This is a genomic window from Janthinobacterium psychrotolerans (assembly GCF_001677885.1).
Lineage (GTDB): Bacteria > Pseudomonadota > Gammaproteobacteria > Burkholderiales > Burkholderiaceae_D > Janthinobacterium > Janthinobacterium psychrotolerans.
In genome coordinates, this window is record NZ_LOCQ01000045.1 from 83,576 (window position 1) to 109,739 (window position 26,164).

At 61.2% G+C, this 26,164-nt stretch carries 22 protein-coding genes and 2 pseudogenes; 7 read left to right on the forward strand and 17 right to left on the reverse strand.

Annotated features, from left to right (window positions below; translation table 11 throughout):
* Positions 1 to 22: 22 nt before the first annotated feature.
* The 3 genes from ASR47_RS28130 to ASR47_RS05580 all read right to left on the reverse strand — a co-directional run bounded on the left by ASR47_RS28130 (position 23) and on the right by ASR47_RS05580 (position 1,978).
* Positions 23 to 151 (reverse strand): hypothetical protein, encoded by a 129-nt coding sequence (locus ASR47_RS28130; protein ID WP_281218419.1) that lies wholly within the window; start codon positions 149 to 151, stop codon positions 23 to 25.
* A gap of 38 nt (positions 152 to 189) precedes the next feature.
* Complete coding sequence (locus ASR47_RS05575) at positions 190 to 1,440, reverse strand: hypothetical protein (protein WP_065306758.1); 1,251 nt, start codon at positions 1,438 to 1,440, stop codon at positions 190 to 192.
* 112 nt (positions 1,441 to 1,552) lie between these two features.
* Positions 1,553 to 1,978 carry a hypothetical protein gene (locus tag ASR47_RS05580; protein WP_065306759.1) on the reverse strand — a complete coding sequence of 142 codons (426 nt, stop codon included), beginning with the start codon at positions 1,976 to 1,978 and terminating at the stop codon, positions 1,553 to 1,555.
* Positions 1,979 to 2,268: 290 nt separating this feature from the next.
* Between ASR47_RS05580 and ASR47_RS05585 the strand changes: the two genes are divergently transcribed.
* Positions 2,269 to 4,296 carry a TonB-dependent receptor domain-containing protein gene (locus ASR47_RS05585; protein WP_065306760.1) on the forward strand — a complete coding sequence of 676 codons (2,028 nt, stop codon included), beginning with the start codon at positions 2,269 to 2,271 and terminating at the stop codon, positions 4,294 to 4,296.
* A 1-nt stretch (position 4,297) separates the two neighbouring features.
* Here the strand turns inward: ASR47_RS05585 and ASR47_RS05590 are convergent, their stop codons facing one another.
* The 8 genes from ASR47_RS05590 to ASR47_RS27375 form a co-directional block, all read right to left on the reverse strand.
* A complete protein-coding gene (locus tag ASR47_RS05590) occupies positions 4,298 to 6,418 on the reverse strand; it encodes a sodium-translocating pyrophosphatase (RefSeq protein WP_065306761.1) in 2,121 nt (706 codons plus the stop codon).
* Positions 6,419 to 6,573: 155 nt separating this feature from the next.
* A complete protein-coding gene (adk, locus tag ASR47_RS05595) occupies positions 6,574 to 7,230 on the reverse strand; it encodes an adenylate kinase (RefSeq protein ID WP_065306762.1) in 657 nt (218 codons plus the stop codon).
* A 239-nt stretch (positions 7,231 to 7,469) separates the two neighbouring features.
* Entirely contained in the window at positions 7,470 to 8,231 is a 762-nt protein-coding gene (gene kdsB / locus ASR47_RS05600) for a 3-deoxy-manno-octulosonate cytidylyltransferase (protein ID WP_065306763.1), read from the reverse strand.
* A gap of 3 nt (positions 8,232 to 8,234) precedes the next feature.
* Positions 8,235 to 8,411, reverse strand: a complete 177-nt coding sequence (locus ASR47_RS26415; protein ID WP_082988760.1) for a Trm112 family protein — start codon at positions 8,409 to 8,411, stop codon at positions 8,235 to 8,237.
* Complete coding sequence (gene lpxK / locus ASR47_RS05605; RefSeq protein WP_065306764.1) at positions 8,392 to 9,441, reverse strand: tetraacyldisaccharide 4'-kinase; 1,050 nt, start codon at positions 9,439 to 9,441, stop codon at positions 8,392 to 8,394. Before lpxK ends, ASR47_RS26415 begins: the two co-directional genes overlap by 20 nt.
* A 125-nt stretch (positions 9,442 to 9,566) precedes the next feature.
* A complete protein-coding gene (locus ASR47_RS05610; RefSeq protein ID WP_065306765.1) occupies positions 9,567 to 10,010 on the reverse strand; it encodes an ExbD/TolR family protein in 444 nt (147 codons plus the stop codon).
* Entirely contained in the window at positions 10,007 to 10,609 is a 603-nt protein-coding gene (locus ASR47_RS05615; RefSeq protein WP_065306766.1) for a MotA/TolQ/ExbB proton channel family protein, read from the reverse strand. Before ASR47_RS05615 ends, ASR47_RS05610 begins: the two co-directional genes overlap by 4 nt.
* 269 nt (positions 10,610 to 10,878) lie before the next feature.
* Positions 10,879 to 11,229: a hypothetical protein gene (locus tag ASR47_RS27375; RefSeq protein ID WP_171898896.1), complete on the reverse strand. Its 351-nt coding sequence runs from the start codon at positions 11,227 to 11,229 to the stop codon at positions 10,879 to 10,881.
* A gap of 660 nt (positions 11,230 to 11,889) precedes the next feature.
* Between ASR47_RS27375 and xseA the strand changes: the two genes are divergently transcribed.
* From xseA to ASR47_RS05625, 3 genes and pseudogenes are all read left to right on the forward strand, one after another.
* Positions 11,890 to 13,257: an exodeoxyribonuclease VII large subunit gene (gene xseA / locus ASR47_RS05620; protein WP_065306767.1), complete on the forward strand. Its 1,368-nt coding sequence runs from the start codon at positions 11,890 to 11,892 to the stop codon at positions 13,255 to 13,257.
* Between the two features lie 78 nt (positions 13,258 to 13,335).
* The gene (locus ASR47_RS26905) at positions 13,336 to 14,556 is read left to right on the forward strand and encodes a hypothetical protein (RefSeq protein WP_150127698.1); all 1,221 of its coding nucleotides are present in this window, start codon (positions 13,336 to 13,338) and stop codon (positions 14,554 to 14,556) included.
* Positions 14,557 to 15,000 (forward strand): annotated as a pseudogene (locus ASR47_RS05625) (MocR-like pyridoxine biosynthesis transcription factor PdxR); the annotation flags it as partial.
* A 28-nt stretch (positions 15,001 to 15,028) separates the two neighbouring features.
* Here the strand turns inward: ASR47_RS05625 and ASR47_RS05630 are convergent.
* The 6 genes from ASR47_RS05630 to ASR47_RS05655 all read right to left on the reverse strand — a co-directional run bounded on the left by ASR47_RS05630 (position 15,029) and on the right by ASR47_RS05655 (position 23,187).
* Complete coding sequence (locus ASR47_RS05630) at positions 15,029 to 17,491, reverse strand: TonB-dependent receptor (RefSeq protein ID WP_065306769.1); 2,463 nt, start codon at positions 17,489 to 17,491, stop codon at positions 15,029 to 15,031.
* Positions 17,492 to 17,601: 110 nt separating this feature from the next.
* The gene (locus ASR47_RS05635; RefSeq protein ID WP_065306770.1) at positions 17,602 to 18,642 is read right to left on the reverse strand and encodes an ABC transporter ATP-binding protein; all 1,041 of its coding nucleotides are present in this window, start codon (positions 18,640 to 18,642) and stop codon (positions 17,602 to 17,604) included.
* Between the two features lies 1 nt (position 18,643).
* Positions 18,644 to 20,014: a GH1 family beta-glucosidase gene (locus ASR47_RS05640; protein ID WP_065306784.1), complete on the reverse strand. Its 1,371-nt coding sequence runs from the start codon at positions 20,012 to 20,014 to the stop codon at positions 18,644 to 18,646.
* A 39-nt stretch (positions 20,015 to 20,053) separates the two neighbouring features.
* Positions 20,054 to 20,899: a carbohydrate ABC transporter permease gene (locus ASR47_RS05645; protein ID WP_171898897.1), complete on the reverse strand. Its 846-nt coding sequence runs from the start codon at positions 20,897 to 20,899 to the stop codon at positions 20,054 to 20,056.
* Positions 20,896 to 21,891 carry a carbohydrate ABC transporter permease gene (locus ASR47_RS05650; RefSeq protein ID WP_245714267.1) on the reverse strand — a complete coding sequence of 332 codons (996 nt, stop codon included), beginning with the start codon at positions 21,889 to 21,891 and terminating at the stop codon, positions 20,896 to 20,898. The genes ASR47_RS05645 and ASR47_RS05650 overlap by 4 nt, the downstream gene beginning before the upstream one ends.
* A 9-nt stretch (positions 21,892 to 21,900) precedes the next feature.
* Complete coding sequence (locus ASR47_RS05655) at positions 21,901 to 23,187, reverse strand: ABC transporter substrate-binding protein (RefSeq protein ID WP_082988762.1); 1,287 nt, start codon at positions 23,185 to 23,187, stop codon at positions 21,901 to 21,903.
* A gap of 408 nt (positions 23,188 to 23,595) precedes the next feature.
* Between ASR47_RS05655 and ASR47_RS05660 the strand changes: the two genes are divergently transcribed.
* From ASR47_RS05660 to ASR47_RS26420, 3 genes and pseudogenes are all read left to right on the forward strand, one after another.
* The gene (locus tag ASR47_RS05660; protein WP_065306772.1) at positions 23,596 to 24,615 is read left to right on the forward strand and encodes a LacI family DNA-binding transcriptional regulator; all 1,020 of its coding nucleotides are present in this window, start codon (positions 23,596 to 23,598) and stop codon (positions 24,613 to 24,615) included.
* A 145-nt stretch (positions 24,616 to 24,760) separates the two neighbouring features.
* Positions 24,761 to 25,339 (forward strand): superoxide dismutase [Fe], encoded by a 579-nt coding sequence (sodB, locus tag ASR47_RS05665; RefSeq protein ID WP_065306773.1) that lies wholly within the window; start codon positions 24,761 to 24,763, stop codon positions 25,337 to 25,339.
* A 205-nt stretch (positions 25,340 to 25,544) separates the two neighbouring features.
* Positions 25,545 to 25,673 (forward strand): annotated as a pseudogene (locus ASR47_RS26420) (Fe-Mn family superoxide dismutase); the annotation flags it as partial.
* Positions 25,674 to 26,164 lie beyond the last annotated feature (491 nt).

Consider the following 26,164-nt stretch of genomic DNA (forward strand, 5'->3'; position numbering starts at 1 on the left):
ACTTTTTGCGCCATGGCCAGCATTACGGCAAGATTGAACGCTGCAAGACCATGCCAGGCGTTTTCGGCGTCATCAGCACCTCCTGCGGCAGCACGCAACCGAGCACGGTAACCAGCGCCATGGTGATGACCGTCATGGCCGGATAGGCCATGACTGATCTGCAGTTTTTCCAGCTTCATCGCTGATCAGTCAAGGTGACTGCCTGGCGGCCGGCACCGGCAAGCTGGCCGGGCGCCAGCCGCTGTCCTCAAGCGGCGAGGGCACTGCGGCAACCCCCAGGCGTGCGCCAAGCGAGCACAGCATCAGTGCCATGGCGACCGGAATAAAAGCGTCGAACTGGCGCGACTCGTTGAATTGCCCCACGACCGTCGTCATCACCAGCAGGCAAGGCAACAATATGAGACAACGGCGCAGCGGTTGCGGCGCGTGGCGATAGCCGGTGGCTGCCAGCGCATACCACAGCAGCAAGGGCGCCAGGCTGTAGAACAGGACGCGCGGTTCGTTTTGCAGCAGATGGAGATTGAACATCGGCTTGCCACTTTCCCAGGCCTGATAGGTGGGCAGCAGATGGAACAGCAGCAGGCGCGCCAGTGCGTACAAGGCCAATTGCAGGGCAAGCAAGCCGGCCAGCGTGCGCAAGCGCATGGTGCCAAGAAACACCAAGCCGCTGACCACCACCAGGAACAGCGTGATCTCGTGATTGAAGGTGCCCACCACCAGCATCAGCAGATAGGGCAGCCATTCGCGCAGCAACAGATGATAGAGGCAAAAGGCAAACACAAAGATGATGCCGATATCGTAAAAGGTGTAGTAACTGAGGGTCGGCGCCCACATGCACAGCACCAGCGCCTGGCCGATAAACGCCAGGTCGCGCCGGATGAACAGGCTGGCCAGGCGGCGTACCGCCCACAGCAACAACACCACGGCCAGCAGCTGCGCGCCGAGGTAGGCCTGGATGGCGCCCAGCTGCGGCACGGCGTATTGCATCAGTTGCGCCGGGAAGATGAACAGCACGCGGTGCAGGAAGGGCGGCCGGCCTTCGTAGGCCATGATGCGGTCGATCACATACCAGCGCTCCTCGCTGCCGAAATACGCCAGGAGAACCAGGAAGGCCGCCGTGTAGAAGGCAAAGATCAGGTAATCGAGCCAGTCACTGCCCCGCTTGCATGGGCGCTGCAAACGATGCACGGCCAGCGCGGCGGTCGCACTGAAGATCGTCCACAGGATCAGGCAAAAAGCCAGCACGGTGTCAAACTTGTCGATGTAAAAATCGAGCGGATGCCGGCCGGCGCGCGCCAGCAGCCGGTTCAGGGCCGGCAGCGACTGGCCGTGGTACATCTGGGCCAGCAGCGTGCCACCGGCCAGGAAAAGCGCGGCCAGCAGCACCGCCACGCACAGGGAGAAAAGCAGCAGCTGCCAGCGAAGGCGGTCGAGGTTCATGGGCGATACCGGGAAGTTTGTGTGTCATCACATTATAAAATTGACACTTTTGATGTCTTATGATGTACACAAACAAAACCTGAAATATCCCGACCCGGTTCTTGCAACCGCCTTAAAAACACTGCAGGAAAGCGCCATTGCGGTGGCAGACACGGCCATTCGCATCGAGCGTGGCATTGCCGACGCCGCCGTCATGGCGCATGCCCGAGGCATCGCGGCAGCCGCCGCTGTCGCAGGAATTGACCGGCAGCGGCGCGCCCGGCACCGGCGCATGGGTGGCCGGCGGCACGGTTTCATGGCGGATCACCGGCGGCGGCATCTGCGTGGCCGGCATGCGGCCGATCACCTGCGGCACGGCGCGCCGCGGCGCCACCGGCGGCGCGGTGGCGCAGGGCTCGACGGCCAGCCTGGCCGGGTCCTGCGGGTCGAGGCGGCAGACCGGCAGACCGGCGGCGGGCGCCGGGACGCTGACGGCTTCCTGGCCGGCGGCCCAGGCGCCGCTGCCGGCAAACAAACAAAGTAATAGCACGGATTTCATGTGGTACTCCCGCAAGCGGTCATGCCTGCATTATCGGTCCGCGCCGCGCCAGATGCCAGTGAAGGTAACGCTTTTTTACGTTTGCCGGCGCGGCCTGGTCACCCTGCCTGCCAGCGCGCCGGCCTAAAAAAGCTGCAACATTGTTTTTATTGCCAGCATGCTCTTTCTTTATTGCCAGCCTGGCACTATACTGTGAACGATTCTTATTCGCATTATTTGAATGCGACCATCCTTCGATCTCCAAGCCACCCGCAGGCAGCCAGGAATAACCTTTTCCTGGAACATTTCATATGCTCAAGCGCAGTACCGCCTCCCCCTCTTTCACCATGTTGTTGCCCGGCTTGCTGTCGCTGGCTGTCGGCAGCGCCTGGGCCGAAGGCGCGCCGGCCGCAGCCGACCCAACCCTGGCCACCGTGGTGGTGACCGCCTCGGGTTCGGCCATCGATATCAAGGATGCGCCGGCCAGCATCAGCGTCATCACGCGCGAGGAAATCGAACGCCAGCCCGTGGTTGACCTCAATACCCTGCTGCGCCGCATTCCCGGCGTCACGGGCGGCACTAGCCCGGTCGGCGAAGAGTCGAAAATCAAGCTGCGCGGCCTGCCCGACAAATACACGCTGATCCTGGTCGACGGCAAGCGCATGGGCAGTTCGGCCGACACCGCCTACCGCCCCGACCTGGGGCGCCAGGACCTGAACTGGATTTCGCCCGAGATGATCGAGCGCATCGAGGTGGTGCGCGGCCCGATGTCGTCGCTGTACGGCTCGGACGCGATGGGCGGCGTGATCAATATCATCACGCGCAAAATACCGGGCAAATGGAACGGTTCGGCCACCGCCAACCATATCGAACCGCAGGACAGCGGCCGCGGCGCGGCGCACCAGCTGGGACTGAACCTGGCCGGGCCGCTGTCGGACACCATCGGCATGCGCCTGGGTGTGGCGCAGTCGAAACAGAACGCCGACGAGAAAATCATCAGGAACGCGGGCGGCATCGGCGGCGAGCGCAACCAGAGCATCACGGGCCAGCTGAACTGGGCCCTGAACCAGCGGCACAGCCTGTCGCTCGACGCCAGCCTTGGCCGCCAGGAAGCCAGTGACTCGCCGGCGCTGGACGCCGACGGCGATCCGCTGTTCTATGCCTGGGGCGCCAGCAAGCTGATACGCAAGAGTATCAGCCTCGGCTACGAAGGCAAGCTGGAGTTCGGCAAGGCAAGGGTCAATCTGTACCACAACGACTACGACAACCAGGTCACCGGCGTGGTCGCGAAATCGAAGGACAGCACGCTCGACGCGACCCTGGAAAAACGCCTGGACTGGGGCGTCGAGCAATTGCTGGTGATGGGCGGCCAGTGGAAGCACCAGGAGCTGACCAATACCGACACCATCGGCACCATTGCGCTGGACTACCTGGGCAATCCGGTGACGGGCGCGTCGCTGTCGGGCACCACCTCGGCCCTGTTCGCGGAAGATCAGCTGTTCCTGCGCGAAGACCTGACGGCCACGGCCGGCCTGCGGCTCGACCACCACAGCAAGTTCGGCAACCATTACAGTCCGCGCCTGTACCTGGTGTACCACCCGCTTCCCGCCTGGACCATCAAAGGCGGCGTGTCGCAGGGTTTCCGCGCACCGAGTCTGAAGGAAAACTCGCCGTCGGCCGCCACCAATTCCGGTGGACGCGGCTGCACCAGCCTGCGTCCGCTCGGCTATGTCAGCGGCACCTGCTATATGGCCGGCAATGCCGACCTGAAGCCGGAAACCAGCACCGCCGGCGAGATCGGCGTGGCCTATGAAAACAGCGGCTGGGATATCGGCCTGACGTATTTCCATACCGACTTCAAGAACAAGATCGATTACGCGCCGCTGGGCAAGTTCCAGGGCATCTGGTGGACCCGCATGACCAATATCCAGAAAGCGCGCACCAGCGGCCTGGAAGGCACCTTGACCGCTCCGCTGGCGAAAAGCCTCAGCTGGCGCAACAATGTCACCTATATGCGCGAGGCGAAAAACCTCACCACCGGCGCCAACCTGCTGTCGACGCCGAAACTGTCGTGGTATTCGGCGCTGGGCTGGCAAGTGAGCCCCCGGCTGTTCGGCGAAGTGTCGGCGCAGTACACCGGCAAGGAACTCGATGCGGGCGCGCTGGCCAACAAGGCCTATACGATAGTCGACGCGGTGGTGTCGTACAAGGCAACACCGCACTGTACCGTGCGCGGCGGCGTGGAAAACCTGCTCAAGAAAGGGCCGATGGCCGATGGCCAGGTCGACTACTATGTGCCGGGACGGCGCCTGTTTGTCGGCCTGACTTCGCGCTTCTAAGCTAGTTTGGCGTCACTGGCGCTGGCGTGGCCGGCGCCAGTATCGGTGGCGCGGCAGCTGTCACGGGCGCCGGCGCACTGACGGCCAGCCAGCCGGTGGCCGGCAGCAGCGGCACCAGCAGCAGCGCCACGATATTGATGATCTTGATCAGGGGATTGACGGCCGGCCCGGCCGTGTCCTTGTAGGGGTCGCCGACGGTGTCGCCGGTGACGGCCGCCTTGTGTGCGTCGGAACCCTTGCCGCCAAAATGGCCGTCTTCGATATATTTCTTGGCATTGTCCCAGGCGCCGCCGCCGGTGGTCATGGAAATGGCCACGAACAGGCCCGTCACGATCGTGCCCATCAGCAAGCCTCCCAGTGCGGCCGGCCCCAGCAGCATGCCGACCACCACCGGCACCACCACCGGCAGCAGGGACGGCACGATCATCTCGCGGATCGCCGAGGCCGTCAGCATGTCGACCGCCTTGTCGTATTCGGGCCGCGCCGTGCCTTCCATGATGCCCTTGATGTCGCGGAACTGGCGCCGCACTTCCACCACCACGGCGCCGGCCGCGCGCCCCACCGCTTCCATCGCCATCGCGCCGAACAGGTAGGGGATCAGGCCGCCGATAAACAGGCCGACGATCACCATCGGGTTCGACAGATCAAACGTGATGTGCTGGCCCACCGATTCGAGCGCATGCGTGTAGTCGGCAAACAGCACCAGCGCGGCCAGGCCGGCCGAGCCGATGGCATAACCCTTGGTGACGGCCTTGGTGGTGTTGCCCACCGCATCCAATGGATCGGTAATCGCGCGCACCGAGTCGGGCAGGCCCGACATTTCGGCGATGCCGCCCGCGTTGTCGGTGATCGGGCCATAGGCGTCGAGCGCGACGATAATGCCGGCCATCGACAGCATGGCCGTGGCCGCAATCGCAATCCCGTACAGGCCGCCCAGCTGATACGACACCAGGATCGCCACGCACACGGCCAGCACCGGATACGCGGTCGACTTCATCGATACGCCGAGACCGGCGATGATATTGGTGCCGTGGCCGGTGGTCGACGCTTCGGCGATATGGCGCACCGGCTTGAAGTCGGTGCCGGTGTAGTATTCGGTGATGTAGACCATCAGGCCGGTCAGCACGATGCCGACCACGCTCGAACCCATCATCTTGTAGCGCATGGCGTCGCTTGGCCACAGCAGCCAGGTGACCACCGCAAAGCCGACCAGCGACAGCCCGGCCGCCCACCACAGCCCTGTGTACAGGGCCGACATGATTTTCTTGCCGGGCGCGGTTTTCACCATCGAGCAGCCGACGATGGACGCCAGGATCGATACCGCACCCAGCAGCAGGGGATAGACGATGGCCGTGCTGGAGGCCTCCCCAAGCAGCAGCGCGCCCAGCAGCATGGTGGCGATCAGGGTCACGACATAGGTTTCGAACAGGTCGGCCGCCATGCCGGCGCAGTCGCCGACATTGTCGCCAACATTGTCGGCGATCACGGCCGGGTTGCGCGGGTCATCTTCGGGGATGCCCGCCTCGACCTTGCCGACCAGGTCGGCGCCGACGTCGGCGCCCTTGGTAAAGATGCCGCCGCCCAGGCGTGCGAAGATGGAAATGAGCGAGGCGCCGAAGGCCAGGCCGATCAGGGGCTTGATCAGATCATGCTGTGACAGCCCGGCCGCGCCGGTCGAGGCCAGCAGCCAGTAGAACAGGGTCACGCCCAACAGGCCCAGCCCCACCACCAGCATGCCGGTGATCGCGCCGCCCTTGAAGGCCACGTTCAGGGCCTGGTTGATGCCCAGGGTGGCCGCCTGCGCCGTGCGCACATTGGCGCGCACCGACACATTCATGCCGATAAAGCCGCAGGCGCCAGACAGCACGGCGCCGATCAGGAAACCGAGGGCCGTGTGCACACCCAACAGGGCATAGATGGCGACCAGCAGCACCACGCCGACAATGGCGATGGTGCGGTACTGGCGCGCCAGGTAGGCGGCCGCGCCCTGCTCGATGGCCAGCGCGATTTCCTGCATGCGCGCGTTACCCGGGTCCTGTCGCAGGATCCAGCTGCGCGAGAGCAAACCGTAAATGACTGCGACCACGCCGCAGGCTACCGCAAACCACAGACTGGCTGCCATATCGTCTCCTTCTGTTTTTATACGACGTTATTGCCTACAGCCGCGGGCAAGACCCGCAGCCAGGAAAACACGAGCTGCAAAAAAACACTGCTGAAAACGGGGGCAGCCAATCACCATGAAAAAAGCGGACACTCGTGTCCGCTTTTTGTGCTGCCTTATTCCGCCAGGGCGGCAAATGCGCTGTCGCGGATTTGCTCGACCGGGCCGACGCCGGCGATGCGGCGGTATTTCGGTGCGCCCGGCAGGCCGGACTGCGCCCACTCGTTGTAGTAGCCGAGCAGGACCTTGGTCTGATTGTGGTACACGTCCAGGCGTTTCTTGACGGTTTCCGCCTTGTCGTCGTCGCGCTGGATCAAAGGCTCGCCGGTGACGTCATCGACGCCGTCGACCTTGGGCGGATTGAACTTGACATGGTAGACGCGGCCCGAACCGGGGTGGCTGCGGCGGCCATCCATGCGCTCGATGATGGACTCGTCCGGCACGTCGATTTCCAGCACGTAGTCGACATTGATGCCGGCGTCTTTCATGGCGTCCGCTTGCGCGATGGTGCGCGGAAAACCGTCGAACAGATAGCCATTGGCGCAATCGGCGTCCTGCAGGCGGTTCTTGACCAGGCCGATCATGATGTCGTCCGACACCAGGCCGCCCGCATCCATGACTTTTTTGGCAGCCAGGCCCAGTTCGGTGCCGGCCTTGATCGCCGCGCGCAGCATGTCGCCCGTGGAAATTTGCGGAATATTGTATTTTTCTTTGATGAAGTTAGCTTGGGTGCCCTTGCCGGCACCGGGTGCTCCTAACAGTATGAGACGCATTGAAGTTCCTAAAAAACAGATTTTGGATGGGTACGTGTAATTATTATTAGATGGTGCAGTCTTGACTATCTTTCCCTACGAAACTTACCACAAAAAATCGCCGGAACGCCAGTTTGGTAGCAATTTGGCATGGGCAGATTGATCGAAGCCAGCAATTATGAAAGTTGGCGTTTGAAAATGTGGTATTTGTCGCAAAAGTACAAATTATATTTGCACGCCTGCCATTTTGCGGGTAATGCCTAGCTGCCGTCGACCCGGTAATGCGCCTGCACCCGGGCCAGGTCTTGCGGCGTATCGACGCCGGCCGCCGGTGCGGTGTCGGTCACGTGCACGGCGATCGCATGGCCATGCCACAGCACGCGCAGCTGCTCCAGGGCTTCGATCTGTTCCAGCGGCGACGCTTCCAGTGCGGGATAGGACTGCAGGAAGGCATTGCTGTAGGCATACAAGCCGATATGGCGCAGCGGCGCGTAATCTGGCGGCAAGCTGTCGCGCGACTGCGCGAAGCGGTCGCGGTGCCAAGGAATGGTGGCGCGCGAAAAATACAGCGCGCGGTTCGCCTTGTCGAGCACCACCTTGACCACGTTCGGGTTGAAGGCGTCCGCCACCTCGTGCAGGCGATGGGCGCAGGTCGCCATCGGCACACCGGGGCGTATCTGCGCGGCGCAGGCGGCCAGCAGGCGCGGGTCGATCAGCGGCTCGTCGCCCTGCAGGTTGACCACCACCGCGTCCATCGGCAAGCGCAGCAGCTGCGCCACTTCGGCGATGCGGTCGGTACCCGACGGATGGTCGCCACGCGTCATGCACGCCTCCACCCCATGCGCGGCGCAGGCGGCGCGGATGTCCTCGTGGTCGGTGGCGACGATCACGCGCGCCGCGCCCGACAAGGCAGCCTGCTCGGCCACGCGCACCACCATCGGCTTGCCGCCCAGGTCGGCCAGCGGCTTGTTGGGCAGCCGGGTCGAGGCCAGGCGGGCGGGGATGATGACGACGAAGGACATCGTTTATTCCACGGCGTCTTGCAAGGTGCGCGCTTCGTCGGCCCACATGATGGGGATGCCGTCACGGATGGGATAGGCAAGGCGGTCAGGGCGGCAGATCAGTTCCTGCGCCTTTTTATCGTGTTCAAGCGGGCCCTTGCAAACAGGGCAGACCAGGATATCAAGCAGTCGAGCGTCCACGACATTTCTCCACAATTTGTTGGGCCAGCGCACTGTCTATATGCGCGCTGACCGGGACGACCCACAGTCTCGGGTCGTCTTTGAGATGTTCAATTTGCGCACATTTTACTGCATCCTTCTCCGTGATCAAGATCACATCGGTGTCGAGTGCGGCAAAGGGCTGGTCGAGGAAATCATGATGGTCGGGCAAGGGCAGCTCGCCGAAGCGCAATCCGGCCTGGCGCAGCATGCTGAAAAAGCGCTGCGGATTGCCGATGCCGGCGGCCGCCACGATGCGCCGGCCACTGCTTGCGAGTTGTTCCAGCGGCTGTTGCTGGCGGCGGTCGAGCAGCTGTTCGGCCACGCCGCCGGCCAGGCGCATCTGCACCACCAGGCCCTGATTTGGCGCCACGGTGGCCGCCAGCTTTGGTGATAGCTCGGCCGTGTTGATCACCGTTACATCGCGGCGCCGGCGCGGCGGCTCGCGCAGGGGGCCGGCCGGCAGCAGCCAGCCATTGCCGACGCCACGCCCGTCGAACAGCACGATTTCCACGTCGCGCCGCAAGGCGTAATGCTGCAGGCCGTCGTCGGTGACCAGCACGTCGACCTCGGGATGGGCCGCCAGCAGCGCCCGGCCCGCTTGCGCGCGGTCGCGCCCCACCATCACCGGGCAAGCGCCACGCTGGAAGATCAGCAGCGGCTCGTCGCCGACCTGCTGCGGCGTGGAGCCGCTGGTGACGGCGCGCGGCGCGCGGTCGGCACTGCCATGGCCGCGCGAGATCACGCCTGGATGCAGGCCCGCTTCGCGCAGCGCCTGCACCAGCCAGATCGTCAGCGGGGTCTTGCCGGTGCCGCCGATAAAGATATTGCCGACTACAATCACGGGCACGGGCAGGCGCTGCGATTTCAACAGGTTTGCGCGGTACAGGCCGCGCCGCATGGCGCTCAGGGCGCCGAACAGCAGCGACACGGGCCACAAGGCGCAGGCCAGAGGGCCGCGTTTGAGCCAGGCGCGGGTCAAGGTAGTTTCGATTTTTGCTGGTTGGGGCATGAAGTATGAGTGATGTAGGTCGGATTAGCTGTGCCGCCAGGCGCAGCGTAATCCGACATGTGCAGCCAACGGTGTTGTCGGGTTACGCCGTGCCGGCTAACCCGACCTACGGGCAGCAGCGAGCGTTATTTGGTTCCACCGGCCTGGGCCGCAAAGGTCAGCTTTTCATAGCCGGCCAGGCGCGCCGCTTCCATCACGTGTATCACCATCTGGTGCATGGCGAGCTGGTCGGCGTTGACCACCACCACCGGCGTTTGCGCGGGCGCCTTGCCGCCGTTGGCTTTTTTGGCCGCATCCTGCAGCGCGTCGGCCAGGCCGGCCACGTCGCGGAACGACACCGGCTGCAGGTTGACCGTGTAGTTGCCCTTGGCGTCGATGGTGACGTCGATCTGCCGTGGCTTGTCCTTGGCCTGCTCGGCGTTGGCCGTCGGCAAGGTGATCTGCAGCTCCGTAAATTTGCTGTAGGTGGTGCTGACCATCAGGAAGATCAGGATCACCAGCAGCACGTCGATAAACGGGATCAGATTGATTTCGGGGTCTTCCCTCCCCTTGCCTTTACGAAAATTCATTGGCGGCCACTGTGCACGAGGTCGACGAACTTGACCGCCTGCTGCTCCATGTCGATCACGAAACTGTCGACCAGGGCGCGGAAGTGGCGGTAGAAGATCAGCGCCGGCATGGCGATGGCCAGGCCGAAGGCGGTGTTATACAGGGCCACCGAAATACCGTGCGACAGGGCCGCGTTCGAGGCGGTGGCGCCGGGCGAGGCAAAAATTTCGATCATGCCGATCACGGTGCCGAACAGGCCCATCAGCGGCGCCAGGGTGGCGATCGTGCCCAGGGTGGTCAGAAAGCGTTCCAGTGCGTGGGCCACGCCGCCGCCGGCCTCTTCGATCGATTCCTTCATCACCTCGCGCGGCGCGTCGACATTGCGCAGCGCGGCGGCCAGCACCACGCCCAGCGGCGAATTGGCTTCCAGCTTGGCGATCGTGTCGGGGGTGATCTTGCCGCTGCGATAAACCTGCACCACTTCATCGAACAGCTTGCGCGGCAGGATGCGCGGACGGCGCAGATACAGCAGGCGCTCGATGATCAGGGCCAGCGCGACGATGGAAGCGATCAACAACAGCCAGGCAGGCCAGCCGGCGGCTTGGAATATAGCGAGCAAAGGAACTCCCGGAAAGAATGAATGGTGTGAAGCGGAGGCCAAACGGCGAATGGCGCAATGTAGCGCGTTGCAGCGCAGTCGGCAAGTGGCGCTCGCCGCAGCACCGCACCGACCAGCTGCTCGGGTTTTGCACATATTGTGTGGATAAGATTGTGTGCAAGCGGCATCGATACAGGCCAAGTCATTGATTTCATGGATAATTCATTCGCTGCGCAAAATACAGGCATAGCAGCTATTCACAAGGAGTCAATGTCAAATAAATCATAAAATCAAAGTTCTGCACAATTACTGTGGACAAGATTGTGCGAAAAGCCGTGAATGAATGTCAAGCCATTGATTTTAAAGGATAATTTTTCGATGATTAAAAATGTCGCAGCGCCTGCCAAAACGAGGCCGCAGCGGCGCCACAAGTTCTGCACACAATCTGTGGACAAGATTGTGTGCAAGCGCAAAGTTAGACGCCAAGTACATTGATTTATATCGTTTTTATTGAACCGCTTAAAAAACAGGCACAGCGCCGAAGGTGCGCCATCCCGGGCTGGAAAGCGCGCGTCCAGGGCCGTTTTCCACCGCGGCGGCAGTTCCGCACAAAAAATGTGGATAAGATTGTGAGCAAACATCTTGGCTCTATGTAATGCCTTTGATTTTAAAGGGTTTTTTTAAAATGCCTAAAAATATGGCAGTTAATTTCCTTCATGCAACTAGAAAAAACAGCGGCGTTCCCGAAAACGATACGGGCGGTTCTCCCCATATTCTGTGGATAAGATTGTGCGCAAGCCGCCAGCCCTGTTTTCATGTCCTTGATTTGTAAGACTATTCTTACATTGTACAAAAATCAGGCAAGCGCGCCTTGGCGCAGCCAGGCAAGGTAAAATCGGTGGCGCGCACAAGTTCTGCACATTTTTTGTGGATAAGATTGTGCGCAAGGCCATGCATGTCCGCTCAAGTCATTGATACACAAGGGTTTTATTTCCATGCGCAAAAATATGGCAGCCAGTTTTTCGACCCCGGCCCGGCCTGGCCAGGGCGCCGTTATGCGCGCCCGATAGTTTCGCACAATTTCTGTGGATAACTTTGTGCGTAACTGCCGCCCGTGTTGCTGATGTACTTGATCCATAAGGACTTTTTCCTGCTGCACGCAAATCAGGCATGGTTAAAAGCACCATAAAATCAATGACTTGGAAATAAAACTTGTTGTTTTGCCTGATATATGACATAAGCATGACCTCGCCGATAAGATGTGGACAGCTAGCCTGCCCGCCCCTGTGGAACGCCCGACCATGATGAACGAACCTGCTCCAGACAGCGGCTTTGCCGCCCCCTCCGTACTGACCGTGACCGCCCTGAACCAGGCCGTCGCGCGCCTGCTCGAACGCTCGTTTCCGCTGACCTGGATCGCGGGCGAGATTTCCAACTTCACGCGCGCCAGTTCCGGCCACTGGTATTTCACCCTCAAGGACGACGCGGCCCAGGTGCGCGCCGTGATGTTCCGTGGCCGCGCCCAGTACGCCGGCTTTACCCCGCGCGAAGGCGACAAGGTCGAAGTGCGCGCCCTGGTCACCCTGTACGGCGCGCGCGGCGACTACCAGATCAATGTGGAAGCGATTCGCCGCGCCGGCGTCGGCGCCCTGTATGAAGCCTTCCAGCGCCTGAAAGACAAGTTGTCGGCGCAAGGCCTGTTCGATCTTGATCGCAAGCGCGCCATCCCGATGTTCGCGCGCAGCATCGGCATCGTCACCAGCCCGCAGGCGGCCGCCCTGCGCGACGTGCTGACGGCCCTGCAGCGGCGCGCGCCGCATGTAGCGATCATTCTCTACCCGACGCCGGTGCAGGGCCAGCTGGCGCCGGAAAAAATCGCCCAGGCCATCCGCACCGCCTCGCAGCGCGCCGAATGCGACGTGCTGCTGGTATGCCGTGGCGGCGGCAGCATCGAGGATTTATGGTCGTTCAACGATGAAGGCGTGGCCCATGCGATCGCCGGCTGCAGCATGCCGGTGATCAGCGGCGTCGGCCACGAGACCGATTTCACGATCGCCGATTTCGCCGCCGACCTGCGCGCCGCCACGCCGACGGCCGCCGCCGAACTGGCCGCCACGCCGCGCGCCGACTGGCTGGCCTCATTGCGCGCCGATGCGACCGACCTGCGCCGCGCCATGCGCCGGCGCCTCGACGACGCGGCGCAAACACTGGACCGCCACAGCCGCCGCCTGCTCAACCCGAAAGCGCAACTGCGGCAGCAGCGCCTGCAGCTGCTGGCCCTGTCGACCGCCATGACGCACGCCACGCGCGCGCCGCTGAACCAGTCGCTCCACGCGCTGGACCGCCTGCGCCACCGCTGGGCCGCCCTGCGCCCCGACGTGACGGTGCCACGCGCGCGCCTGCAGGAAGCCCAGCGCCGTAGCGGCGCGGCCATCGATCAGCTGCTGGCGCGGCGGCGCCACCAGTTGGGCGCGCTGGCGGCGCAGCTCGAACTGCTCAATCCGCAGCGCACCCTCGAGCGCGGCTACGCCATCGTGCGCGACGAAAAAGGCCAGATCGTGCGCTCGCCGGCGCAGCTGCAGGCGCGCCAGGCCATCCATGTGCGCCTGGCCGACGGCAGCGCTCACGTGGCCATTGCCAGCGTGCAGACGAGTCTGAAAATGCCATAAAAATTATTAATATAATAATATTATTTTCAAAAATTTAATTTTTGAAAAATATTCTTAAAAAAAAAGAAAGATTTTAAAATGGCAAATCGTGAATTGGAAGAATTGAATATATTAAAGAACTCCGACTTACAGAATGAGCTGATCAATCTACCAGACCATGAATTCATTATAGCTCTAACAAAGAACAACACAAGCACAACCAATAGAATAATAGAATCATTAAATCATAACCTAGCATCAAGAATGCTCTCGCTATTATCAATAGCACAAATAATTAAAATATTAAAGATTTTTAGCAAAGATTCACTTCTACATTTTTTGAGCTTAATACAACCATCTCAAATAGCAAGCATTCTTAGCCATTCAAACAACGAGTTAATAAAAAAAATAATAGACTCCGCTCCATCTTACAAATATAGAATTGGTGTTGCAAAATCTCTCCCACTTGAGCGGAAGAAATTATGGATTGATTACGTTCGCACTACAGAGAATGAATTCAACGAAACACGAAGCAGGGCTGATGATGCATCGATTTCATTATTTGAAGACAGAAAACGACTTCTCATAGATTTGGATGATGCCATAAAAACAAGAGAAACTATGCTGGAAAACTTAGAGCATGAGTCAAAAATAAAAATAGCACACTATTCCAGCTTAGCAACAGAGGAAGAGTCAAAGTTAAACTCAAAATTAAAAGAGATTGAGAAGAAAGAAAAAGAGCTTGCAGAGAGAATTTTCGAGTTTGAGGAGGAAACGAGAAAACAAGTGCAAGAAAGAATAGAAATAAAAGTTCCTGAATATGTTGCAGAAGCTTTAAAAGTTTTAGACGATCGTGAAATTCTTTATAGAAAAAAAGCTTTCAACTGGGGCATACAAGGAATTCTAGTGTTATCCGCAGCTATAATATCAGCAACAGCGATATCTTTATACGGAGCAGGGTTAGGAGCTTCACTGGAAAGTTTACCGTGGCAAGCACTTTTATTTGTAACCTTCAAAGGACTGATTATACTTAGCGTGTTAGGATTATGGGCGAAGCATGCTTTCACAGTTAGTAATGCATATATGCATGAATCCATAAAACGTTCCGATAGGGCTCACGCCATCAATTTTGGGAAGCTATACCTGGAAATATACGGAAACTCAGTAGACCGAAAAGAGTTGATAGATATTTTTGAAAACTGGAATATTACAAGTGAAAGTGCATTCTCAAAAGCAAATCCTGCAGGCTTTGAACCTCAAATATCAGACAAAATAGATACGTTATTGAGAATAATAAACCTTCAAAAAAAGGAAGATTGATTAGCGCGCACCCTGCTTGACGGACACAGCGCCACAATCGCGCAAATGTTCCTGGCGCGCTTTATCGACGGCGGCCACTTCGGCGCCCATGTGCGCACCATGCGCGCCGTCTATGCGCGGCGGCGCGACGTGCTGGCGCAGCTGGTGCGGGAACACCTGGCCGAGTTCCTTGAACCACGGGTGCCCGACGGCGGCATGCAGATGCCCTGCCTGCTCATGGGCGGCATCGACGAAGCGCAGGCGGTGGCAGCGGCGCGGCGGGCCGGCATCGACCTGCTGGGCATGACGCCGCTGCATGCGGCCAGCGCGCAGCGCGCCGGTTTCCTGATGGGCTTTGCCGCCCACGCGCCGCATGAACTGGAGCTGGCCGTCGTCACACTGGCGCAAGTGCTGCGCAAACTAAAAAAGGCCGGGTGTCGCCACCCGGCCAAAACATGCTGCTGAAGACCTGCGCTACCCTGCCCTTTGCTGCTTAAAACTTCATCGAGACCCGTGCGCCAAAGGTGCGCGGCGCGTTGTAGAAGGCGCCGTAGATCTGCTGCGTCGGCTGGCAAGGCATGCCCACGTCGGTGCAGATTTCATTGACGTCGAGCTTGACCGCCTTGTCAGTGGCGTTCTGCACGAACGCTTCGACCGTGTAGGCCTTGTTGGCCGGCTGGTAGCGCAGGCTCAGGTCCAGCGTGGTGTAGGCCTCCTGGCGCTTGACGCCGGCGTGGCCCGGCACGTCGCCGTTGAATGCCCCGGCGCCGACATAGGTCATGGTTTCGTAGTGCACCGAGGCGCGCGGCGTCAGCTGGCCGCCGGCCACGTTAAAGTCATGCTCGTACTGGACCGTCGTGGCGAACTTCGGCGCGTGCTTCATGGTGCTGCCGCCCACGTTCACCAGCGGCGCGGTGCTGCCGCAAACCTGGCCCCGGGCGCGCGCCGCGTCGACGTCGCAGGACAGGAAATCGTCATACACGGCTTTGAGCCAGGTGGCGTTGCCGGTCAGGCGGTCGACATTGGTCGGACGCCAGACCCATTCCGCTTCCAGGCCCTTGACGGTGGCGCCGGCGGCGTTGAAGTTGGCCAGCACGCTGTTGACCACTTGCGATTCGAGCTTGTCCTTGTACTTCATCAAAAAGGCGTCGAGGTTCAGGGTCAGCTGGCGGTTCAGCAGATCGGATTTGAAACCGATTTCATAGCTGGTCAGTTTTTCAGGCTTGGTGGTCGCGCCGCCGTCGCCGATGGCCGGCGAATGGAAACCGGTGGTCACGGAACCGAACAGCAAAATATCGGGACGCAGCTTGTATTCGATGCGGCCCAGCCAGGTGGCCTGGCCGTACTTCAGGTCGGCCGAGTTGTCGCCCGGCGTATTGCCGCAGCTGGCCGCCGTGATGGCGCCGCCCGGTCCGATATTGTGCGTGTTGGCCAGGCCCGTGCCCGGCCGGACCAGTTGCGCCATCTGGTCGGGCGTCAGCACGGTGGTGCCCAGCGGCGTATTGGCCGGCCAGTTCGGGCAGGCCCAGTTCTGGCCGCCGATATCGAATTTATGGTCCTTGGTATAGCGCGCGCCGGCCGTCAGCTTGATCTGGTCGGTCACCTGCTGGCTGACCTGGCCGAACACGGCTTTCGATTTCAGCTGGCGGTTGCCCTGGATAAAGGACATCGACGAGGCATACTGGCCGACGGTGGGCTGGACGAAAATCACGGCGCCGTTGGCGATATCCTGCTGCACCGCCGCCTGCGAAATCTGGCTGCGGTCGATATCGAAGCGCACCTTGTTCTTTTCGTTGAACAGGAACACGCCGGCCACCCACTGGAACGGCGCCTCGTCGTCCGAGCGCGCCTGCAGCTCGTGCGAATAGCTGTCGAACTGCGCCCAGTCGGTACGGTTTTCCGACTTGAAGCCTGGGAACAGGCCGGCATCGGCATCGTTGCTGTTCTGGCGCTTGTAGCGGCTCCAGCTGCCCAGGTAAGTGAAGTCGAGCGCGTCGGTCGGCTTGTAATTGAGCTTGCCCTTGTAGGTCAGGATCGACTGGTCCAGGGTGCCCGGCGTGTCGATCAGGGCCGAGCGCAGTTTTTCGCCCGGTTTCGGTTCGGCCGCCAGGTAGACATTGCCGGCGCCTTCGTCGAGGAAGTAGTCGGCGATAAAGGTGCCGCGCAGCTGCGGCGTGATCTTCCACAGCAGCGAGGCGCGCACGCCCATCTGGTCGCCGGCGCCATACTTGGCCGCGCCCGGCATCACGTTCGAGCCGCGGCGGAAATCCACCGTGCCGTCGTGGCTGTCCTTGATGGCGGCGATGCGCAGCGCCACGTCGTCGGAAAACGGGATATTGAGCATGGCCTGCGTCTGCAGGTGGCGGTAGTCGCCGACCGTGATGCCGGCCGAACCCATCAGCTTGGTGGTATTCGGCGCGGCCGAGACCAGATTGACGGCGCCGGCGGTGGAGTTGCGGCCGTTCAGCGTGCCTTGCGGACCGCGCGCCACCTCGACGTGCGACAGGTCATACATCAGCGCCGTGGCGCCTTGCGGACGCGGCGAATATACGCCGTCGACATAGAACGCGACGGCCGGGTCGCCCAGCTCCGTGTGGTTGGCCGAGCCCACGCCGCGCATGTAGACGTGCACGCCGCCCGAGTCGCCATGCTGTTCGACCACCAGGCTCGGCACCATGGTGGCCAGCGAGGCCAGGTCCTTGACCTGGTTGTTCTGCAAGGTGTCCTGGTTGAAGGCCGTGACGGCCAGCGGCGTCTCCTGGACAAAGGTATTGCGGCGCGTGGCCGTGACGACGATGCGCTCCATCGGCGCCGCCGCGGTGTCGGCTGCCGCCGCTGGCGCTGCTGCTGTATCGGCCTGCTGGGCCATGGCGGCGCCGCTGCCCAGCAAAATCAGTTGGGCGAATGTGACGTGGGCCAGGCTGCTGGCGATGGTGTTGCGTGCTGGTTGTTTCATGATGTGTCTCCTCTACCTGCCACTGGTTGGATAATGATGGCATGGCTCTGCGGCCATTGCCTTTCTTTTCAAAGCCGTTGTCAGCTTGAATTCATGACGCCTCCATCGCTTCAGTGCCGGGCCACGGCGCGGCCGCCGGCATCGAACAGGAAAGCGTGCCCTGCTTCCGGCACGAAACCGATGGCGCTGCCTTGTGCCAGCGCATGGCGGGTCTCGCCATGCAGCTTGATGGCCAGGGCATGGCCGCTGCCGTCCACCGTCGCGTGGACGATCTGCGCGTCACCGAGCTGCTCGATCAGGGTGACTGTGGCGCCGTAACCGTCGCCGCGAGCTGCCAGGCGCAGATGCTCGGGACGGATGCCGACCAGCATGCCTGGCTCGCCGCCCAGTTGCGCGGCCAGCTGCGGCACGGCGGCGCACGGCAGGAAGTTCATGCGCAGCGCGCCGATAAAGCCGGCCACGAACTGGCTGGCCGGATGGCGGTACAGCTCCAGGGGCGCGCCGACCTGCTCCAGGTGGCCGCCATGGAACACGGCGACCCGGTCGCCGAGGGTCATCGCCTCGACCTGGTCATGGGTCACGTAGATCATCGTCGTGCCCAGCTCCTGGTGCAGCTTGGCCAGCTCGATGCGGGTCTGCACGCGCAGGGATGCATCGAGGTTGGACAGCGGCTCGTCGAACAAAAACACCTTGGGCTGGCGCACGATGGAGCGGCCGATCGCCACGCGCTGGCGCTCGCCACCCGACAAGGCCTTCGGCTTGCGCTCCAGCAGATGCGTAATCTGCAATATGGCCGCCACCTTGTCGACGGCGGCGCGCACCTCGCCGTCAGGCTTGCCAGCGAGCTTGAGCGCAAAACCCATGTTCTCGCGCGCCGTCATGTGCGGGTACAGCGCATAGCTCTGGAACACCATGGCGATGCCGCGCTCGGCCGGCGGCACATCGTTGGCCAGCATGTCGCCGATGCGCAGCTGGCCGGCGCTGATGTCTTCCAGGCCGGCGATCATGCGCAGCAGGGTCGACTTGCCGCAGCCGGACGGGCCGACAAAGACCATAAATTCGCCGTCATGAATATCGAGGTCGAGGCCCTTGACGATTTCCGGACCATCGCCGTAGGTCTTGCGGATGCCGCGCAGCGAGATGGCGGCCATCTCAGTGCCCTCCCGCCGCAGCCAGTGCCGGCGAGCTCGCATGGCTGGCCTTGTGCGTGGCGATAAAGTCGCGGTACCACAGGGCGCTGTCCTTCAGGCTGCGCTGCTGGGTGGCGTAGTCGACATACACCATGCCGAAGCGCTTGGCATAGCCCGAATTCCATTCGAAGTTGTCCAGCAGGCTCCAGTAGAAATAGCCGCGCACGTCGATGCCCTGGGCGATCACGGCGCGCAAGGCGTCCAGGTGCAGCTGCACGTACTCGATGCGCGGCTGGTCGTGGACCTTGCCGCCATCGAGCTTGTCGGCGACCGCCATGCCGTTTTCGGTGATGTAGACCGGCGGCAGCGGGTATTCGCGGTGCAGGCCCACCAGCAGTTCGGTCAGCCCTTGCGGATAGGTTTCCCAGCCCATGTCGTTCACGCCCAGCTTGCACTCGGGCTTGCGCGGCGGCGTCTCGCCGCTGACAAAGGCGCGCGTGTAGTAGTTCACGCCCAGGAAATCGATGGGCTGCTGGATCTCTTTGAAATCGTTTTCAAAGATCGACAAAGCTGAAGCGTCGACATGTTTCAGGGCCAGCGCCGGGTAGCGGCCCTTGAAGATGGCGTCCATATACCACTGCACCGAGCGCGCATATTCGAGTTCGGCCAGGTCGCGGTCACGCGCGCTGTCGGTGGCCGGCGTAGCCGTCCACTGATTGAGCACGATGCCCAGCATGGCCGACGGCGCCACGGCGCGCATCGCCTGCATGGCCAGGCCGTGCGACAGCAGCAGATGGTGCGACACCTGCACGGCGGCGGCCGGGTCGGCCATGCCGGGCGCGAACTGGCCCGTGCCGTGGCCGAGCACCGCCGTGCACCACGGCTCGTTATGGGTGGCGATGCTGGTCACGCGGTGGCCAAAGCGGCGCGCCACTTCGGCGGCATAGGCGGCAAAGTGATAGCAGGTGGCGCGATTGAGCCAGCCGCCCTCGTCCTGCAGGGCTTGCGGCAAATCCCAGTGGTACAGGGTCAGGTGGGCGTCGAGTCCCTTGGTAGCCAGCGCGTCGAGCAGTCGCGCATAGAAGTCGAAGCCGGCTTCGTTCCAGGCGCCCGAACCGGTTGGCTGCACGCGCGACCAGGACATGGAAAAACGGTAGGCATTGACGCCCAGGTTGGCGATCAGCTCGACGTCCTCGGCATAGCGGTGGTAATGGTCGCAGGCCACGTCGCCATTGCTGCCGTCGGTGATCTTGCCCTCGGTATGGCTGAAGGTGTCCCAGATTGACGGGCCGCGGCCATCGATGGCGGCCGCGCCTTCGATCTGGTAGGCGCTGGTGGCCACGCCCCAGGTAAAGGTGGCCGGAAAGTTAGTGTCCAAATCGTCGTTGTGCATGATCATATGTGTTGGTGGTGAAGGTTAATAAACCGAGGTTCAACCCTTGACTGCGCCCTGGGTCAGTCCCTCGATCAAACGTTTTGAAGCGACAAAAAACATCAGCAGCAGCGGCAGCACGGCGATTGCCGCGCCTGTCATCAGGGCGCCCCACTCCGTGTTGTTCGGCGCCTGCATGCTGCGCAACGCCAGCGGTATGGTGTAGTTCTCGACCGAGCGCATCACCACCAGCGGCGTGATGAAGTTGTTCCAGGAATTGATAAAGGTGATCAGGCCCAGGGTGCCCATGGCCGGCCCGATCAGCGGCAGCACCACGCGCCAGTAGATGGCGAACTCGCCACAGCCGTCGATGCGCGCCGCCTCGATCAGGTCCTTCGGAATCGCCGTGCCGATATATTGGCGCATCAAAAAGATGCCCAGCGCGCCGGCCGCGCCCGGCACATAGAGGGCGCGCGGCTGGTCCAGCCAGCCCAGGAAATCCATCAGCATGAAGGTCGGAATCATGTTCATGAACGACGGAATGATCATCGAGGCCATCACCAGGGTAAACAGCGGGCGCTTGAAACGGAACTCGTACATGGCGAACGCATAGCCGGCCAGCGAACAGAAAAACAAGGTCAGCGCCGTCGTCATCAGCGCCACGTACAGGCTGATGCCGATATTGCGCCAGAACGGCAGGCGCTCCTGCAACAGTTCCAGGTTGTTCAGCAGAGCCGTGCCGAACCAGCGCGGCGGCGGCAGGCTGTAGATTTCGGCGCTGGTGTGCGTGGCGAACACGAACATGAAGTAGAACGGCGCGACCATGATCATGGCGCCGATGCCCACCATGGCATAGGCCGACCAGCGCGCGCTGGCCGCCGTCGCGGAAATGCTGTTTGCGCTCATCGGTTTGCCTCTTTGCGTTCATTGCGGCTGAAGACGCGGTTGTTGACCCAGGTGGTGCTGGCAATGATCAAAAACAGCAGCCAGGAAATCGCCGACGCCGTGCCGAAGTCACCCGAGGAAAACGCTGTCTTGTAGACAAAGATGGCGGTCGTCATCACCGACTGGCTCACGCCGCTGGACTCGGCCACCAGCACGAACGGTTCCTCGAACAGTTGCAGGTTGCCCATGATGGTGAGCGTGACGGCCAGGTAGATCATGGGTTTCAATTGCGGCAAAGTGATGTACCAGAACTGCTGGCGTTTCGACGCGCCGTCTATCGTGGCCGCCTCGTACAGGTCCTTCGGGATCACCTGCAGCGCCGACAGATACAGCACCAGGTTCCAGCCCAGATAGCGCCAGAAAATCACGAAGGCGACGGCCGGCTTGATGAACAGCGAACTGCCCAGCCAGTCGATCGATTCGCTTGGAAACAGGCCGCCGACCAGCGGCAGGCTGGCGCACCATTGAATCAGCACATTGATCTGGCCATAGTCGCGCGAGAACAGGGTGTTGAACACCATGGCAATGGCCACGCTGGAGGTAATGAACGGTAAAAAGTAAATCCCGATCACCAGGTTGCGCGAGCGCTTGAAGCTGTTGTGGATGAATGCCGCCAGCGGGATCGCCACCAGGTGCTGCGGCACGCCCGAGGCCAGCGCCAGCCACACGGTATTGCCCAGCGAGCGCAAAAACCACGGGTCGCTCAGCGCATACTTGTAGTTGTCCAGCCCCACCCATTCCATCGCCTCGACGCCGCTGGCCGCTTCCCACTGGTTGAACGACAGGTAGATGGAAAACAGCAGCGGAAACAGGCTGAAAATGGCGAACAAAATAAAGAAGGGGCTGATAAAGATATACGGCGCCCACTTCTTCATGTTGAAGCGCTTGGGCTGCGGCCGCGCTTCGGACGGCGCCTCTTGCGCCGCCATGGCCGATGAACTATGCAGACTCATGACGGTTCCCTAGCGGCGCGCGCGGTGCGTGATCAGGGCCTTGGCGTCGGCCAGCGCGGTCTTGATATCCTTGTTCTGCGCCAGCACGCTTTCGAGCTCCATATTGACGATATCGCGCGCCACGGCGTCGAACTTGTCGACCCGGATGACGGGGATTTTCGCCGCCGTCTCGCGCGCCAGCAGCCGCGTTTTCTGGCCGCCGAAATACGCTTGCGGCTCGTCCATCATCGGGTCCGCATAGGCGGCCTTCAGGGCCGGAAAGGCGCCGATCTCTTTCAAGGAGTGCAGCTGGATCTCCTTGTTGACTGTCATGAACTTGATGAATTCCCAGGCCTGGGCTTTGTTCGCCGCTTTTTTCGGGATGCCGTAGAACGAGCCGCCGTAGGACGCCAGCGCGCCGGCCGGCAGATTCGCCGCGCGCCACTGGCCTTTCGAATCGGGCGCCAGCCACTTGGCCAGGTGGCCGCTCAGCCACGAACCCATCATCTGGCTGGCCACCTTGTCGCGCTTGAAGCCTTCGGCCCATTCGCCGGTCCAGGCCACGGTGCGCGCATCGATGCCGGCAACCCGCGCAGCTTTCGCCAGTTCGAAAGCCTTGACGAAACGGGGCGAGTCGACCAGCACCTGGCCCTTGTCGCCAAAATAAATGCCTTCGCCGTCCTTCAGGTTGGCGCGAATATAAATGTCGGCCAGGTCGCTGGCGCCGGCCAGCAAATAAGTGCCGGTGGCGGCCTTGAGCTTCTTGCCGGCGGCGATATACGACTCCCACGACTGCGTCAGGTCGGCCTCCTTGATGCCGGCCCTGTCCATCAGGTCCTTGCGGTAGAACAGGGTGCCCGGCCCCAGGTCGGCCGGCATGGCGCCCAGGGTGCCGCGCGAACTGGTCGCCTGCACAAAGGTGAACGGCACGAACTGGTCGCGGTACTGCCCTGCCCCGTATGGTGGCAGCAAGAGGTCTTCCATGCCTTTCGATTCGGCGAAGCTGCCCACGTAGCGAAAGTCGATCGCCATCACGTCAGGCAGGCGCGCGCCGGCGGCCAGCGCCGTGGTCATCGAATTGTGATGGTCGTCGATCTGCAGGCTGACCAGCTTGACCTTTACCTGCGGGTACAGCTTTTCCCACAGCGGCAAGGCGGTTTTCACGGCGCGGTCCAGGTCGGGGAAGGAAGCGACGGTGATGGTGGCGGGCGCCAGCGCGGGCGGCGCGCCAGCCGGCGTGGCCGGTGCTGCCGCAGTGGCGCAGGTGCCCAGCAGCGACGTGGCCAGTGCGGCCGCGCCCAGGGTGATTGACTTCATTGTTTCGTCTCCGTTTTTGAGCGTCTTCTATCTTGAAAACGTTTTCACAACATGCGTCCATTTAACACCGCAAAGAAAATGAAGTCAACCGAAAAAGTTGTCTTTTATTTCAAAGGCCAAGATTTGCATGCCGCCGAAAGGGACTGTTCTCCTATGAAACACGGCTGAAACAGCGCTTCAAATTTCTGTGGCTTTTTGTGAAAACGTTTTCAAAAAAGTGCAGCGCAGGTCGGATTAGCGGCAAAGCCGCGTAATCCGACCACATTGTTGACGCAGCCTGTGGTGTTGTCGGACTACGGCCCCGAAGGGCCTAATCCGACCTACAGCCCTCTGGCACATTTATGGTAATCTTGCGTTGAAAAGGTTTTCAGAGCACTGAAAGCCGGCATCTTTGATCCAGGATAGACCTTGAACGACACCCACCACGCCGCCCCTCCCTCCACCCTGCTCGATGTGGCGCGCCAGGCCGGCGTGTCGCCCAGCACCGTGTCGCGCATCCTGAACGGCACGGCCAGGGTCTCGGACGACAAGCGCGACGCGGTGCTGGCGGCGATCGCCCACATGAAGTTCGCGCCCAACCAGATGGCGCAGGGTTTGAAGAAGGGCCGCTCGATGACGATCGGCATCGTGGTGCAGGATATCTCCAGCCCGTTCTTCGACGAAAGCCTGCGCGGCGTCGACGACGGTCTGAAAGGCACGGGCTACGCGTCGGTGATCGTCAGCGGCCACTGGAACGCGCAGGAAGAGGAAGACCGCATCCGATTGCTGCTGGCGCGCAAGGTCGACGGCATCATTTTGCTGTCGGGCCGCATTTCGGACCAGAGCGTGCTCGATTTTTCCCAGCAGCGCCCGATCGTCTCGACCGGCCGCCAGATCGCCACGCACAATGCGATCGGCTTCAAGATGGACAACGAATACGGCGCCTACCTGGCGGTGCGCCACCTGATCGAACTGGGCCACCGCCGCATCGCCTTTGTCGCCGGGCCCTCCAACAACAGCGACGCCGCCGAGCGCCTGACCGGCTACGAAAAGGCGCTGCGCGAGGCCGATATCGCGCTCGACCCGAAGCTGATGGCGGAGGGAGATTTCCATGAAGCGAGCGGCATGCTGGCCATGAACCATCTGTTCGACACGCAGCAGCAGTTCACGGCCGTGTTCGCCGCCAACGACCTGTCCGCCTATGGCGTGCGCCTGTGCCTGTACCGCAAGGGCATCCGCGTGCCCGACGATATCTCGCTGGTGGGCTTCGATGACCTGCCCGGCTCGTCCTACACCACGCCGCCCTTGACCACCATCCGCCAGCCGCTGTACGACATCGGCCGCATCGCCACCGAGGCGCTGCTGGCCCTGATCAACGGCGAGGCCGTGCAGGCAGCCATTCCGCCGCTGGAACTGGTGGTGCGCGAAACCACGCGCAGGGTGCGCTGATCCATGCGCTGACACACCATTACGGTGCGGCCGGCAGCAGCAAAGGCGCATCCGCTTTACAATAGTGGCTCGTTCAGCAAGAATAACTGGCTCGACTGTCCGGCCCAGGCCGGATAACCCGAACAACCACCATAAAGGACATCACATGGAACATACCCTGCCACCACTGCCGTACGCAATGGACGCCCTGGCGCCGCACATCTCGAAAGAAACGCTGGAATACCACTATGCCAAGCACCACCAGGCGTATGTCACCAACTTGAACAACCTGATCAAGGGTACCGAGTTCGAGAACCTGTCGCTGGAAGAGATCATCAAGAAATCGTCGGGCGGCATCTTCAACAATGCGGCGCAAGTATGGAACCACACCTTCTACTGGAACGGCATGAAGCCAGCCGGCGGCGGCGCACCTACCGGTGCCGTGGCTGACGCGATCAACGCCAAATGGTCGTCGTTCGACAAGTTCAAGGAAGAATTCACCAAGTCGTGCGTCGGCAACTTCGGTTCCGGCTGGACCTGGCTGGTGCAGAAAGCGGACGGCTCGGTTGATATCGTCAACACCTCGAACGCCGGCTGCCCGTTGACCACCGGCGACAAGCCACTGCTCACTTGCGACGTTTGGGAACATGCCTACTACATCGACTACCGCAACCTGCGCGCCAAATACGTGGAAACGTTCTGGGGCCTGGTGAACTGGGAATTCGTTGCCGGGAACTTCGCGTAAGCGATTGTTTCTGTCAACGTCACTCAGTAGCTGATACGGAATCGTAAGAGCCTGGCTCGCCGGCTTTTGCGGTTGCTGGAAAAAGAAGTCTTTGCCTTTGGCACTGGCTTCTTTTTTTTCGTCTTGGAGATTGAAAGATTTAAAAACGGCGGGCCGGAGACGCGGGCCCGAGAAAATGCCGATGGCGGCGTTGCGGCTTCCTTGCCGTACACTGCTCACTTGCGACGTTTGGGAACATGCCTACTACATCGACTACCGCAACCTGCGCGCCAAATACGTGGAAACGTTCTGGGGCCTGGTGAACTGGGAATTCGTTGCCGGGAACTTCGCGTAAGCGATTGTTTCTGTCAACGTCACTCAGTAGCTGATACGGAATCGTAAGAGCCTGGCTCGCCGGCTTTTGCGGTTGCTGGAAAAAGAAGTCTTTGCCTTTGGCACTGGCTTCTTTTTTTCGTCTTGGAGATTGAAAGATTTAAAAACGGCGGGCCGGAGACGCGGGCCCGAGAAAATGCCGATGGCGGCGTTGCGGCTTCCTTGCCGTACATGCGTACTGTCTGCGTCGCCGCGCCTTGCCCTCGACATTTTTCAGGCCCGCTTGGCCCGGGGAGCCTGGGCTGGCGACTTGGGTGATGACTTATTTCGTTGACGTGCTTATGAAGCAGGAAAAAGTCCCGGTCCATTGAGGAATGGCGGCTTTCTGCGTATTTCGGTGAACGCGCCCACCCATTCCGGTCTATCGTGCCCACTTGCGCATGAGATGGTGTTACGCGGTTAAATTGTAGTCGGTGCGGTCACGATGGGTCGATATTTCTCTCCTTTTTGGCT